Origin of the sequence: Paraburkholderia sp. RL18-101-BIB-B, from assembly GCF_046026985.1 — a bacterium.
Taxonomy (GTDB): domain Bacteria; phylum Pseudomonadota; class Gammaproteobacteria; order Burkholderiales; family Burkholderiaceae; genus Paraburkholderia.
Genome location: NZ_JARESV010000001.1, coordinates 16,697 through 30,649, shown reverse-complemented (window position 1 = coordinate 30,649; position 13,953 = coordinate 16,697). Strand labels below are relative to the sequence as shown.

The following is a 13,953-nucleotide window of genomic DNA, read 5'->3' as shown; positions in this document are numbered from 1 at the left end:
GGAAAAAATCGGGGGTTGAAAATGAAAAACGCGCGCGCTGTAACGATGCTGCTGATCGCGACGCTGGCGGGCCTCACCGCGGTGGTGTTCGCCTCGCGCTGGATGGTCTCGCAGTCGTCGAATGCCACGACCAAGGTCGTGGTGGCGGCATCCGATATCAATCTCGGTCAGCGGATCGGCCCGGACTTCCTCAAGCTCACCGACTGGCCGTCCAATAGCGTGCCGCCCGGTTCCTTCACCGACATCCAGAAACTCGACGGCCGCGTGCTGAAGGAAAGCCTGCTGCACGGCGAACCGATTCTCGAGGCGAAGCTCACGCCGGTCGGCACGCTCGGCGGCCTCTCGGCGGTGATCGGCGAAGGCAAGCGCGCCATCACGGTGCGGGTGAACGACGTAATCGGCGTCGCGGGCTTCGCGCTGCCGGGCAATTACGTCGACATCATCGTCAACACGCAGAAGGATGGCCGCGACCCTGGTGCAACGCGTGACCAGAACATTTCGAAGATCGTGCTCGAAAAGATTCTCGTGCTGGCCGTCGCGCAGGAAGTGGGTCGCGACGAAACCAAGCCGAAGGTGGTCGACGCGGTGACGCTCGAAGTGTCGCCGGAACAGGCCGAGAAGATCGACCTTGCACGCAGCATCGGCACGCTGTCGCTGGTGTTGCGCAACCAGATCGATCCGAAAGCGATCGACACCGCCGGCGCCACCAAGGCCAGCCTGCTGCAAACGCCGGTCGCCGTGGTGCCCGCACCCGAGCCGAAGCCGGTGCGCATCGTGCGCAAGGTGGCGGCGCATGCGCCGGCCAACTGCGTGCGAGTGCTCGACGGCGCCGACGCAAGACAAGAATGCTTTTGACAGGCTCGGGCCTGCAAGCCGTGACCGATGCGTGACTGACATCCAGACCGGCACGCAAAAAAAAGCGGCATATAACGGGGGTAGGACATGAACGCCATAACGACTCAGCGCGCTAGCGCGCCGCAGCACCCGCGCGGCGAGCGCGAAGCGAATCCGCGCTCGCCGCGCGGCCGCACGCGGATCGCCGAAGCCTGCACCTGTTTGCTGCTGGGCATGTACCTGACGATGCTGCCGGTGGCGCAAGCGGCCGGCCAGAACGCCGCCGCGGGCGTGCCGGGCCTGCCGGACGTGCCGCTCACGTTGGCGTCGAATGGTTCGGTGCGTCTGACCATCGCCGCGAGCGGCATGGGCGCGGGCGCTTCGTCAGGCGGCGCGCAGCAAGGCAGCCGCGGACCGAATTGCAGCGGCCCGGTCGCCGAACATAGCTCGGTGACGATCCCGGTCGGCAAATCCGCGATGGTCGATGTGCGCGAACCGGTGAAGAGCCGCACCGTCGGCAATCCGTCGATCGTGCAGGCCATGCTCGTTTCCCCGCAAACACTTTATCTGCTCGGCTCCGACGTCGGCACCACCAACATGATCGTGCAAGGCCGCAGCGGCTCCTGCACGATCATCGACGTGAGCGTCGGCGCGGACCCGGGCGGGCTGCAACAAACTCTCGCCGCGCTGATGCCAGAGGAAACCGGCATTCAGGTGAAGGCCGCCGCCGATACGCTGGTGCTGACCGGCACGGTCACCGATGCGGTCAAGGCCGAACGCGTGCTCGAACTGGCGCGCGCCTTCGTGTCCCGTCCCACCACCGCCTTGCAAGGCGCCGCACCGATGGGCAACGGCCCCTTGCCGGTCGGCGCCGCGCCGCGCGCGATGGGCATGCCGGCGCCGTCGCTCGGCAGCGCGGGCGGCGAACGCATCATCAACATGATGCATGTGGCTGCGCCGCAGCAGGTCATGCTCGAAGTGAAGGTCGCCGAAGTCTCGAAGACGCTGATCGACCAGCTCGGTATGGCGGCCAACATCAACGGCGGCATCGGCAGCTGGAGCTTCGGCTTGCTGGCCAATTACCTGTCGGGCGGACTCAGCGCGCTGACCGCATCGAAAGCGAACAACTCGCCGCTCAAGATGGCCATCGACGCGCAGAAAACCGATCAGCTCGTGAAGATCCTCGCCGAGCCGAACCTGATCGCGATCAGCGGCCAGGAAGCGAGTTTCCTCGCGGGCGGCAAAGTCTATATTCCGGTGCCGCAAAGCAACGGCGCGGGCGGCACGACCATCGTGCTGCAGGAAGAACAGTACGGTGTCGGCCTGACCTTCACGCCGACCGTGCTCGAAGGCGGCCGCATCAACCTGAAAGTGGCGCCGGAAGTGTCCGAACTGTCGTCCACCGGCGTGGTGGTCAGCGCCGGCAACTCGAACACGACCTCGATCCTGCCGCTGATCACGACGCGGCGCGCCTCCACCACGCTGCAGGTGTTCGACGGCCAGAGCTTCGCGATCGGCGGCCTGCTGAAGAGCAACGTGACCGGCACGATCAAGGGCTTGCCCGGCGCCGCGGAATTGCCCGTGCTCGGCGCGCTGTTCCGCAGCACCAGCTACGAGCAGGACAAGACCGAACTGGTGTTCGTCGTGACGCCGCGTCTCGCCAAACCGCTGCCGGAGCACTATCCCCTGCCGACCGACCACTTCGGCGACGCCAGCGAAGCGAACGTGTACCTGACCGGCCACATGGAAGGCGAGAAGCGCGCCGCGCCGGCTGCGGGGGCTTCGGCACCCGCAGCGGCACCGGCGCCGGCACCCGTGCCGGTTCCCGCACCCGCACCGAGCGCGGCTGCGTCGGTGGCGGTGATCCCGGCCGCGCCGGAAACCAGCGACTCACACGCCTCGCAGTAACGCGCGGCCTACCGGAGATCGACATGACAAGCACCAAGACACTGATCCGCACGGCGCTGTGCGCCGGCTTGAGCGCCGCGCTCGCCGGCTGCCTGAGCTCGACGCCGCACTGGGACGCGACGTTCGGCGACTCGGTCAACCAGATCAAGGAAATGCAGACGCTCAATCCCAATGCCTCGGCCAATAACGATCCGGTTGCGGGTATCGACGGCACGGCGGCCGCCGCGGCGCAGAAGAGCTACGCCAAATCGTTTACCGCGCCGCCCCCGCCGACCAATGCCTTTACGATCGGCGTCGGCTCATCGAACGGGTATTGAAGCGACACAACCAGGCGGCTCGGTTTAGCGCCAGCGGAGACTGACCATGATCGACACCCTTCTGATTTCGTCCAGCGCCGAGCGCGCGCCGCAGATCGCCGCGCGTCTCGAGGCAAGCGGCATCGCGTTTCGTCTGCGTACGCTGCACGGTACAGCGAAGCAGTTGCGCGTGCACGCCGCGGCGATCAAGAGCGCCGATCTGCTGATCGTCGACGACGCCGACTTGACGCCGCGTGATCTGAGCGGCGTCGAGGAGGTGCTGTCCCACCTCCCGCATCTGCATTGCATGCTGGTGACCCCGGCGCCGTCGACCACGCTGCTGATGGCGGCGATGCGCGTCGGCGTGCGGCACGTGCTGTCCTGGCCGCTCGACGACCGCGAGATCGCCGACGCGCTCGCCCACGTCTCGGCGAAGAAACACGCCGGCGTGCGCCGCGACGGCCGCGTGGTGTCGTTCACGTCCTGCAAGGGCGGCAGCGGCACCACCCTGATCGCCGTGAATCTCGCTTACGCGCTGGCCGCCTTGCGCGACAAGCGCGTGCTGTTGATCGACCTGAACCAGCAATTCGCCGACGCGAGCCTGCTGGTCGCCGACAAAGCGCCGCCTGCCACGCTCGCGGACCTGTGCTCGCAGATCGACCGGCTCGACGCCGCTTTCTTTGAATCTTGCGTGATGCACGTGCACGCGAATCTCGACGTGCTGGCCGGCGCGGGCGATCCGGTCAAATCGGGCGAATTGCGCGCCGCGCATCTCGAACGGATTCTTACGCTGGTGCGCGAGCAATACGACGCGGTGCTGATCGACGTCGGCCAGAACATCAATCCGCTCGCAATCCACGCGCTCGATCATAGCGACTCGATCTGCATGGTGGTGCGGCAGAACATTCTGTACCTGCATGCGGGCCGCCGCATGCTCGACATTTTCAAGGAGCTCGGCTATCCGGCGAGCAAGTTGAAAGTGATCGTCAACCAGTACGACAAGAATGCGCGCATCAACCTTGCGACGCTCGAAGAAACGTTCGGCGCGAAAGTCGCGCATCACTTGCCGCGCGATGAGAAGCAGGCCACCGAGGCGTTGAATCACGGCGTGCCGCTCGTCACCGGCGCGAAGGGCGGCGCGCTCGCCCAGGGCATCTCGCAACTGGCCGCGTTGCTGTGGCCGTTGCCGGTTGCGGAGCGCAAGAGCGTGCTCGGGCGTCTGTTCGCCAGCCGGCCGAATTCGCCGCCGCAGTTGAAGCCCGGACACTGAGCCGCCTGAATCCGTTCAAGCCCGGTTGCCATCGAAAAGAATGCGGAGAGCACCATGTCATTGCGCGAACAGTTGATGATCCAGAGCGGCACGTTGTCGTTCGACAGCGCCAGTCCCGCGACGGCGGCTGCCGGCGCGGCCGCCGACAGCCTCGCGGCGCGGCGCGCGTATCAGCAGCTCAAGATGAACATTCATCAGGCGATTATCGACCGGGTGGAGCTCGACAAGCTGCAACGCTTGTCGCCCGAGCAGATCAAGCGCGAACTGGCGCAACTGGTGGAGCGGATCGTCGACGAAGACAAGATCCCGATGAACGAACTCGAGCGCCGCCGTCTTGCCCAGGACGTGCACGACGAAATGGTCGGCCTCGGCCCGCTCGAACCGCTGCTCAACGACCCGACCATCTCCGACATTCTGGTCAACACGTCGCAGCACGTGTATGTGGAACGGCGCGGCCGCCTCGAACATACGGACGTGACCTTCTACGACGACGCGCATCTGATGAAGATCATCGAGCGCATCGTTTCGCGCGTGGGCCGCCGGATCGACGAATCCACGCCGATGGTCGACGCGCGCCTGCCTGACGGCTCGCGTGTCAACGCGATCATTCCGCCGTCCGCGATCGACGGCCCGCTGGTGTCGATTCGCCGCTTCGCGGTGAATCCGCTCACGGTCACCGACATGGTGAACAACCAGAGCTTCACGCCCGCGATGGCGCAACTGCTCGAAGCGCTGATCAAATCGAAGCTGAACGTGCTGATTTCCGGCGGCACGGGCAGCGGCAAAACCACGCTGCTCAATCTGCTCTCCGGCTTCATTCCGGAAGACGAGCGGGTCGTGACGATCGAAGACGCGGCCGAATTGCAGATGCGCCAGCAGCACGTGCTGCGGCTCGAAACACGGCCGCCGAATATCGAAGGCAAGGGCGAGATCTCACAGCGCTCGCTGGTGCGCAACGCGCTGCGGATGCGCCCCGACCGTATCGTGCTCGGCGAAGTGCGCGGCGCCGAAGCGCTCGACATGCTGCACGCCATGAACACCGGCCACGAAGGATCGATGGCGACGCTGCACGCGAACACGCCGCGCGACGCGCTCACGCGTCTCGAGAATATGGTCGGCATGGCGGGTCTGCCGATGCCGATCAAGGCGATCCGTCAGCAGATCGCTTCGGCGATCACGGTGGTGGTGCAGGCCTCGCGTCTGACCGACGGGCGCCGCAAGCTGATGAGCATTCAGGAAATCACCGGCATGGAAGGCGACATCATCAACATGCAGGAGATCTTCACGTTCAAGCGCACCGGCGTCGACGAAAACGGCATGATCAAAGGCTATTTTTGCGCGAGCGGCGTGCGGCCGAAATTCTGCGAGCGGCTGGCGGGCTTCGGCATCGTGCTGCCGGACCAGATGTTCGATCCGGCACGGCGTTTCGAAGTATGAACGCGCCACGGGTTTGAGGAGAGGGACATGAACACGTCGTTTATCGGTTTTGCGGTGCTCGCGTTTCTCGCGGTCGTGCTCGCCATCGAGGCCGTCTATCTGTTCTGGAGCAGCCATCACGGCAAGGACGTCAAACGCATGGACGAGCGCATTCGCGCGCTCTCCGCGGGTGGCAACGTGAGCGGCCAACAGCTCTCGATTCTCAAGCAGCGCATGCTGAGCGAGTCGCCGTTCGTCACGAACCTGCTACTGCGCATGCCGCGTGTGCATGCGCTCGACCGGCAGTTGCAGCAGTCCGGGCTGAAGTGGTCGGTGGCGCGCTTCATCACTTACACGTTGCTGTGCGGACTCGCGGGCGCTTTTGCCGGTTTCGTGTTGCACGTGCCAGCGCCGGTCATGAGCGTGCTCGCCGTCGTGGCCTGCCTGCTGCCGGTCACGATTCTGCGCCGCAACCGCACCAAACGCGTGCTGCAACTCGAGCGGCAGTTGCCCGATGCGGCCGATCTGATCGCTCGCGCACTGCGCGCCGGGCATTCCTTTCCCGCCGCGCTCGGCATGGTCGGCGAGGAGTTGCCCGAACCGCTCGGCGGCGAATTCGCGCTGGTGTTCGACGAGATCAACTACGGCGTTTCGATGAACGACGCGCTCCTGAACATGGTGAGCCGCGTGCCGGTCGAGGACCTGCGCTACTTCGTGATCGCCGTGCTGATCCAGCGTGAGGCGGGCGGCAATCTGGCGGAGATTCTGGGTTCCATCGCCGGCATCATTCGCGAGCGGCTCAAGCTGCTCGGCAAGGTGCGGGTGTTGTCGGCGGAAGGACGCCTGTCGGCCTGGGTGCTCGGCGTGTTGCCGTTCGCCATTCTTGGGCTGCTGACGGTGCTCAATCCGGGCTACATCAGTGTGTTCTGGACGGACCCGGCCGGCGTGCAACTCGCCGGCGTGGCGATAACGATGATGCTGTTCGGCATCCTGTGGATGCGCAAAGTCGTGCGCATCCATATCTAGACCACTGCTTTCGACACGAGGAGCGCGGGCCCTGCCCGCAGATCATGAAAATAGAACAGATCGTGCTGCTGGGGGTGATGTTCCTGATCGTGTTCGGCGCGGCGCTGAAGGCGATGTCACTGCTGCGCCCCGATCCTGTGCAACGGCGCATCGAGGAACTCGGGCAGCCCGACGTCGCCAGCGAAAGGGACGCCGGCGCACAGAAGAACTGGGTCGAGACGGTCACGAAGATGTCCGAGCGGGTCGCCAAACTGTCGCTGCCGAAAGAGGACTGGGACAAATCGGCGCTGCGTCTGCGCTTCGCGAATGCGGGCATCCGCACACCGTCTGCGCCGGCGATCTATTTCGCCGCCAAGACCGTGCTGGCGCTCGCGCTGCCGGCCATCGCGCTGATCTGTTTCGGCAACGCCTTCGAAGCTGGTCAGCGCATCTATCTGCTGCTGACGGTGCTGGCCGCGTCGGCGCTCGGCTTCTACCTGCCGAACCTCGTGATGACGCGGCTCGTCGAAAGCCGGCAGCGCAAGCTGTTCGAAGATTTGCCCGACGCGCTCGATCTGATGACCGTGTGCGTGGAAGCGGGTCTCGGCCTCGACGCGGCGATGATGCGCGTCACCCAGGAAATCGGCGTGAAGAGCCACACGCTGAAAGATGAATTCGACATGGTGCTGCTGGAGCTGCGTGCCGGTTCGGGCCGCGACAAGGCCTTGCGCAACCTGTCGCTGCGCACCGGCGTGGAAGATATCGACACGCTCGCCGCGATGCTGATTCAGGCTGACCGCTTTGGCACCAGCGTGGGCGACTCGCTCCGTGTTTATACCGACAACTTGCGCACCAAACGGCGCTTGCGCGCGGAAGAGCAGGCTGCGAAGATCGCTTTGAAACTCCTGTTTCCGCTGATGTTTTTTATTTTTCCAACGCTGCTGGCTGTGCTGGTCGGTCCGTCAGCGATCCAGGTCATGCGTCAGCTGTTCCCGGCCATCAACGGCATCTCGGGTGGTTGAACGCCAGGCATTCACTGGAGAATCACATGTTTGCATCCAGCCCGTTTCCTGATCTGATGAATCACGCAAGCATCTGGCTGCGCGCGTACGCGCTCGGGCTGGTGGTGATGGCCGCGGGCGCGGCGCTGGAACGGCGCTGGCCTGCCGTGATGCTGCAATCGCGCGCCGGGCAGCGTTTCAACGTGGCCTACGCGGGCGTGTATCTGGCGATGGTGGAAGCGATGAGGCCGTTGACTGCGGCGGCGAGCATTACGATCGTGAATGCGCTCGGCGGCGGCATGGTGGTCTTGAACTCGCACGGGTTCGGCGCGTTGGCCTCGTTCGTGATCGTGCTGTTGACCATCGACGTGCTCGAATACGCGTTTCACCGCCTGCAGCACACGTGGCCCATGCTGTGGAAGCTGCATTCGCTGCACCATAGCGCGGTCGAGTTCAATGTCACGGTCACGTGGCGGCACCACTGGATCGAATCGCTCATCAAGGGCTGTCTGCTCTATCCGCTCGTCGGCGTGCTATTCAAGGTCGAACCGTGGATTGTCGGTTTGACTTCGATCGTATTCATGTTCGGCAATTATTTCGCGCATCTGAATCTGCGCGTGGACCTCGGCCGCTACATCACGTGGGTTAACAATCCGCAATATCACCGCCTGCATCATTCGAACCGCACTGAGCATTTCGACCATAACTTCACGCAACTGCTGCCGCTGTGGGATCACCTGTTCGACACGCAGTGGGTGCCGGCCCGAGAGGAGTGGCCGGCTACCGGTCTCGACGACGGCGCGCAACCGCGTTCGCTGCTGGAAGCATTCTGCTGGCCGCTGCGCCTGCACGCCGAGCGCGGCACGGGGCTCGGCGGCAAGCCGGTGCCGCTGCTGGACAAGGAGACGAAATGAAAGCCGCTCGCCAGAAGTCCACCTTTAGCGCAGTGGCGCGCGCGGGCAAGCGCGGACCTGCGGGCAAGCAGCGCGGCGCCGCCACGATCGAGTTCGCGCTGGTCGCGCCGCTGCTGTTTCTGCTGCTGTGCATCGCCATGGATCTCGGCGTCGCGCTGTGGGTCAATCTGACCATGCAATACGCGGTGAGGGAAGGCGCGCGTTATTCGGTAACGGGGCAAACCAACCTCGACCCGAACGCGACCAACCAGCAGCGTTACCTGGCCGTCGTGCAGGAGATCAAGGACAGCTCGATGGGTCTCTATTCACTCGTCTCGCCGAGTTACGTGATCACCATCAATGGCGCGAGCCAGACCTACAACACGCAGACGAGTTACAGCACCGGCATGTTCGGTAATCCCGGCGATATTGTGGTGTTGCAGATCAACTGCATCTGGCCGCTTCTCACGCCGCTGGTCAAGCCGTTCTTCGCCAACGGCAATTTCAGCTTCAGCGTCGCGGCGACGATGCGCAACGAGGGCTTCTGACATGCGTACACGTTCCTTGCGAAGCCGCCGCGCGTCCAAAGGCATCGTCAGTGTGGAAATGGCGTTGTTGCTGCCGATGCTGGTGGCGCTCGCGCTGCCGGTGTATGACATTGCGCGCAACGTCCAGGCACAGATGATTCTGATCAACGTGAGCCGCGAAGGCGCGAGCCTGTCTTCGCGCGCGTCGCTCACGTTTCCGATGCAGACCATCATGTCCTCGCTCACATCGACCACACCGCCGCTGAACATGAACGCCAACGGCATGATCTACATTACCGAGATCATGGGCAACAACAACTGCGACAGCAGCGGCAACAATTGCACGGGCGTGGTGGTCGCGCAGTATCGCTGGAACGGCGGCAATTACTATCCGGCGAGCCAGTTATGGAATTGCGGCAACGCCGGCACGCGCTGGGCGACGGACGGCACCGGCAGTTGCAGTGGCATTCCAGCCGCGGGGAAGACGTCGCCGGTGGTAAACCTGCTGCAAGGCAAGCTCTCCGACGGCCAGATCGCTTACGTGGTCGAGGCGTTCTATCTGCAGACGCCACTGATCGGTTCGCTGGATCTCGGCGGCGGCTTCACGACACCTGCGCTCTCGCCGAATCTCTACGCAATGACGGTGTTCTGACCGGGCGAACAGCCGAGCCAAATAAAAAAAACGCAGGACCGGGGGTAGTAATGAAAACAACAGCGGCGTTCAGAAGACGGCAGAGGGGATCGGTCAGCATCATCGCGGCGGTGTCGCTGATCGCGTTGCTAGGCATCCTCGGTCTCGCGGTGGATTCCGGTTTCGGCTACATGATCAAGGCACGTCTGGATGCCGCCACCGACGGCGCGGTGATCGCGGCCGGCGAGGCGGTCACGCGCGGCAGCAACCAGACGGAGCAGACCAATAACGCACAGCAGGCGGCGACGGCCTTTTTCGCGGCGAACTATCCGGCGGGTTTTCTCGGCTCCAGCGTGACGGCGGGCACACCCTCGATCGTGTTCAACACCGGCGGCACGGTGACGATCGGCATGACCGCGCAGGCGAGCGTGCCGGTCAGCTTCACGAAGGTACTTGGATTCAAGGTGCTGAACGTGAGTTCGTCTTCGCAGGCGATTCGCAAGACGTTGGATATGGCGTTCGTGATCGATACCACGGGCTCGCTGAACACTTCCGGCGTGCCGGCCGCGGTGCGCTCGAATGCCGTGGCATTCCTCAATAATTTCGATGTGACCAACGACCGTGTGGCGCTGATGCACTTCGCTTACGGCACCGTGGTCGACGTGCCTTTCAAAGGCAATACGCGCGGTTTCGATCGCGCGACGATGACCGCCGACATCAAAAAATACTCGTTCAATGGCAGCACCAATTCGGCTGAAGCGATCTGGAACGCGCGCAACCAGTTGAATACGGTGATCACACAGCCGTCCAGCTTGCGGGTGATCGTGTTCTTCTCGGACGGCGCGCCGAACAGTTTCTCCTCGTTCTTCACGACCAATCAGAGCGGTTGCAACAACACCGCCGGCACGATCGCGAGCCCGGACAGCGCGGGCACGATGTCCGGGCTGTACAACATGAATTCGCTCAGCCAGCAGCTCGGTTCGCCGTGCTACCAGAGCAACGTGACCAAGCTCGTGACGGCCATGCCGAACTGGTACAACGCGCACGACAAGAACGAACAGGTCTTCCCGATCTGGCCCGTGACCGCGCCGCGCGCCGTGCCGAACGGCGACATCACGTATGTGAACGTCAACCGCGCGTCGCGCAATCTGCTCGAAGCGATGGCCGCGGCGGCGCGCGCCGAAGGCACCTACGTGTTCACGCTCGGTTACGGACCCGAACTGGTGCAGCCCGCCGGTCCGGACAACGAAATCGGCCAGGACGTGCTCAAGTGCATGGCGAACACCGCCGATTCGCCCTCGCGTTGCTACAACTCAAAACAGCCCGTCGGCGTGTACTGCTACGCCGCGACGCCAGCCGATCTGAAGCCGTGCTTTTCGCAACTGGCTTCGCAAATCCTTCGTATTTCCAAGTGAGCGTGCCATGACCCCGACGACACCTTTGCAAGACCTGCCACTCGCCGTCAGCGCGCAAGGCGCTTCGGCATCGAGCACCATGTCCGCCGATTCGGGCAGCGCGGTCGGCCTGCGCCACGCGCTGGTGGAGGTGGTTGCGCGGGCGGGCGCCGCGCTCATGCTGAGTCTGTTTGCCTACGCTGCGATCACGCAATGGCGCGCGGCGCCGTCGCGGATCACGCTGTTATTGCTGGTGGTCGCCGCTTGCTTCACGGTGGGCTTGTCGCTCTTCACGCGGGTGCCGATGAAACGCGACTGGCGGCCGTTCGCCTTCATTTGCTCGATGGGCGGTACGTACTACTTTCTCGCCGTGCGTCTCGCGCCCGGCGCGCAGCTCGTGCCGGAGACCATCGGCGCAGCGCTGCAACTTTTGGGGATTTGCTGGCAGCTGTTCGCCAAGGCCTCGCTGCGCCGCTCGTTCGGCATCTTGCCGGCCAATCGCGGCGTCGTATCGCGTGGCGCCTATCGCTTCGTTCGGCATCCGATGTACCTCGGTTACTTCATCACCGACATCGGTTTTCTGCTGGTGAACTTCGGTCTGCAAAACCTGCTGGTGTACGGTTGTCAGTTCGCGTTGCAGGTCGGGCGCATCGTGCGCGAGGAGCAGCTTCTCTCGGCGGACGAAGGCTATCGTACCTACAAGGCCCGCGTGCGTTACCGCGTGATTCCGGGCCTGTTCTAGGCGTGTTCTAAGCAAGCCGTGCGCTGCGCACCGCCTTGCCGCCGACCAGGCAGACGACCAACGTCGCCATGACGAGCACGCACAAGGCGAGGCGCAGGCCGAGCAGGCCCGCGCCGAGGCCGATCAACGGCGGCCCGACCAGGAAGCCCGCATAACCGAAGGTGGCGGCCATCGACACGCCGGTCGCCGGCGTGAGCGTCGAGCGGCCCGCCGCGCTGAAAATCACCGGAACGATATTCGCGAGGCCGACACCAACCATCGCGAAGCCCACGCAAGCGGTGAAGACTGTCGGCCAGCTCAGCACGAGCGCAAGCCCGGCCACCGCGATCAGACCGCCCAGCGCAACGACCTTGCTCGAGCCGAAACGGCGCACGGACACATCGCCGACGATGCGGCACGCCGCCATCGAGAAGGCGAACGCGGAGTAGCCGATCGCGGCGACGCTGGCCTCGCGGTTCAACGCCGAGCGCAGATACACGGCGCTCCAGTCGGCGACCGCGCCTTCCACCAGCATGCAAAGGAACGCGAGCATCGCGAGCTTCATCACGGCTGACGAGGGCCACGCCAGGCCGCTCGACGCGGCAGCGGCTCTCGGACCCAGATCACGCAACGCGAGCACCGCGGCGGCGACGACCAGGACAGCGATGAACAGGTCCGGTATCAACAGGCCGCCGATCACGCCGGCACCGCCTTTTTGCAGCATTGCGCCCGTGGCGGCGCCGAGCAGGCCGCCCGCGCTCCAGGCCGCATGAAACGACGACATGATCGGCGCGTGCCACTGCGTTTCGATCGTGCTGGCGTGGCCGTTCATGGAGACGTCGAGCGCGCCGTTCGCCGCGCCGAGCAGAAACAGCACGACGCACAGCGCCGCCATGCCCGGTGCCAGGGCGGGTAGCGGCAGCGCGATGACGAATGCCGCGCCGAGCAGCACGGTGGCGCGGCCACTGCCGAAGCGCGGCGCCAGTTGTCCCGCCAGCGGCATCGCGACAATGGCGCCGAGCGCGAAGGCGAACAGCGCGATCCCGAGCGAGGCGTCGCCCAGCGCCAGGCTTTCCTTGATGCGCGGGACTTCGACGGCCCACGCGCCAATGCCGAAGCCGTTGGCGAGAAACACGCCCAAGGTCGCGATGCGTTCCTTGACGGGCTTGATAGGGGCAGCAGCGGACGATGTCATGAGCGGGCCACCATCACGTTGTCGCAGACGGCCTCCAGGCTGGCGAGGCGCGCGGCGCTCACGTCGGCTTCGACGAACAGGTAGTCTACGGCGGAAGCGGGCGCCACCGAGAACGGCGCCGCCGTCATCAGCTTTTCCGAAGTCATGGCGATGGCGATCTGGCCGCTTGCCTTTAGCATCGCCCGTTTGAGTTCGGCATCTTCGGCGTCGAAGGCGGCGACACCTTCGTCCGCATCGAGCGCGCAGGCGCCGAGGAAACAGAGATCGGCGCGGATCTGCTGGATCTGCAGCAAGGCAGTTGCGCCGAGCGAGCCCGCCGCGCCGCGCGCGATCCGTCCGCCGACGAGAATTACCTCGAATCCCGGCCGGTTCAGCAGACGAGCGGCGGCCTCGGGTGAATTCGTCACGACGGTCAGGTCCGCGTTGTCGGGCAGCGCGTCGGCAATCGCGACGTTCGTCGAACCCGCATCCAGCAGGATGATCTGCTTCGAGCGGACGATCGACACCGCGGCGGCGGCGAGGCAGGCCTTGCGATCCACAGCTTCGCCCATGCGCACCGACGCGGGTTTGTCGGCCGGCGAGATCAGCAGGGCGCCGCCGTAGACGCGCTTGCAATGACCCTGATCGGCGAGATCACGCAGATGGCGTCGCACCGTGTGCTCCGAAGTCTGGAGTTCCGCCGCGAGTGCCGACGCCAGCACGCGCCCGTGCGCCCGCAGCCGCTCCAGAATCAGCTGTTCGCGCTGCTCGGGCAGCAGCCCGTCGATGGCTTCCTGTCGCGTCCGTTGCATGTCTTCACCTTGCTCGGTCTATGAAACGATCATAATCGAGCAAAATGTAGCGTAAACGTTCAAGGCCTGCA

General features: G+C 64.6%; 14 protein-coding genes. 12 read left to right on the top strand and 2 right to left on the bottom strand.

What is annotated here, in order from left to right; translation table 11 throughout:
• Window positions 1–21: 21 nt before the first annotated feature.
• The 12 genes from cpaB (at window position 22) to P0D73_RS00080 (ending at window position 11,917) form a co-directional block, all read left to right on the top strand.
• Window positions 22–855, top strand: coding sequence for a Flp pilus assembly protein CpaB (gene cpaB / locus P0D73_RS00135; RefSeq protein WP_132377625.1), 834 nt, complete (start codon window positions 22–24; stop codon window positions 853–855).
• Window positions 856–942: 87 nt separating this feature from the next.
• Window positions 943–2,742 carry a type II and III secretion system protein family protein gene (locus tag P0D73_RS00130; RefSeq protein WP_408428922.1) on the top strand — a complete coding sequence of 600 codons (1,800 nt, stop codon included), beginning with the start codon at window positions 943–945 and terminating at the stop codon, window positions 2,740–2,742.
• Window positions 2,743–2,765: 23 nt separating this feature from the next.
• Window positions 2,766–3,059, top strand: coding sequence for a hypothetical protein (locus P0D73_RS00125; RefSeq protein WP_408428919.1), 294 nt, complete (start codon window positions 2,766–2,768; stop codon window positions 3,057–3,059).
• A 46-nt stretch (window positions 3,060–3,105) separates the two neighbouring features.
• A complete protein-coding gene (locus P0D73_RS00120) occupies window positions 3,106–4,308 on the top strand; it encodes a CpaE/TadZ family protein (protein ID WP_132377622.1) in 1,203 nt (400 codons plus the stop codon).
• Between the two features lie 54 nt (window positions 4,309–4,362).
• Complete coding sequence (locus P0D73_RS00115; protein ID WP_132377621.1) at window positions 4,363–5,745, top strand: TadA family conjugal transfer-associated ATPase; 1,383 nt, start codon at window positions 4,363–4,365, stop codon at window positions 5,743–5,745.
• A gap of 27 nt (window positions 5,746–5,772) precedes the next feature.
• Complete coding sequence (locus P0D73_RS00110) at window positions 5,773–6,750, top strand: type II secretion system F family protein (RefSeq protein WP_408428916.1); 978 nt, start codon at window positions 5,773–5,775, stop codon at window positions 6,748–6,750.
• Window positions 6,751–6,794: 44 nt separating this feature from the next.
• Window positions 6,795–7,751, top strand: coding sequence for a type II secretion system F family protein (locus P0D73_RS00105; RefSeq protein WP_408320090.1), 957 nt, complete (start codon window positions 6,795–6,797; stop codon window positions 7,749–7,751).
• Window positions 7,752–7,777: 26 nt separating this feature from the next.
• The gene (locus P0D73_RS00100; protein WP_408428913.1) at window positions 7,778–8,644 is read left to right on the top strand and encodes a sterol desaturase family protein; all 867 of its coding nucleotides are present in this window, start codon (window positions 7,778–7,780) and stop codon (window positions 8,642–8,644) included.
• Window positions 8,641–9,171 (top strand): TadE/TadG family type IV pilus assembly protein, encoded by a 531-nt coding sequence (locus P0D73_RS00095; protein ID WP_408428910.1) that lies wholly within the window; start codon window positions 8,641–8,643, stop codon window positions 9,169–9,171. Before P0D73_RS00100 ends, P0D73_RS00095 begins: the two co-directional genes overlap by 4 nt.
• A gap of 1 nt (window position 9,172) precedes the next feature.
• On the top strand, window positions 9,173–9,802 hold the full coding sequence (locus tag P0D73_RS00090) for a TadE/TadG family type IV pilus assembly protein (protein ID WP_132377616.1): 630 nt from the start codon (window positions 9,173–9,175) through the stop codon (window positions 9,800–9,802).
• Between the two features lie 50 nt (window positions 9,803–9,852).
• Window positions 9,853–11,196: a vWA domain-containing protein gene (locus P0D73_RS00085; RefSeq protein WP_408428907.1), complete on the top strand. Its 1,344-nt coding sequence runs from the start codon at window positions 9,853–9,855 to the stop codon at window positions 11,194–11,196.
• A gap of 7 nt (window positions 11,197–11,203) precedes the next feature.
• A complete protein-coding gene (locus P0D73_RS00080) occupies window positions 11,204–11,917 on the top strand; it encodes a methyltransferase family protein (RefSeq protein ID WP_408428905.1) in 714 nt (237 codons plus the stop codon).
• 7 nt (window positions 11,918–11,924) lie between these two features.
• Here the strand turns inward: P0D73_RS00080 and P0D73_RS00075 are convergent, their stop codons facing one another.
• A complete protein-coding gene (locus P0D73_RS00075; RefSeq protein ID WP_408428902.1) occupies window positions 11,925–13,091 on the bottom strand; it encodes an MFS transporter in 1,167 nt (388 codons plus the stop codon).
• Complete coding sequence (locus P0D73_RS00070; protein WP_132377612.1) at window positions 13,088–13,882, bottom strand: DeoR/GlpR family DNA-binding transcription regulator; 795 nt, start codon at window positions 13,880–13,882, stop codon at window positions 13,088–13,090. Before P0D73_RS00070 ends, P0D73_RS00075 begins: the two co-directional genes overlap by 4 nt.
• Window positions 13,883–13,953: the final 71 nt, after the last annotated feature.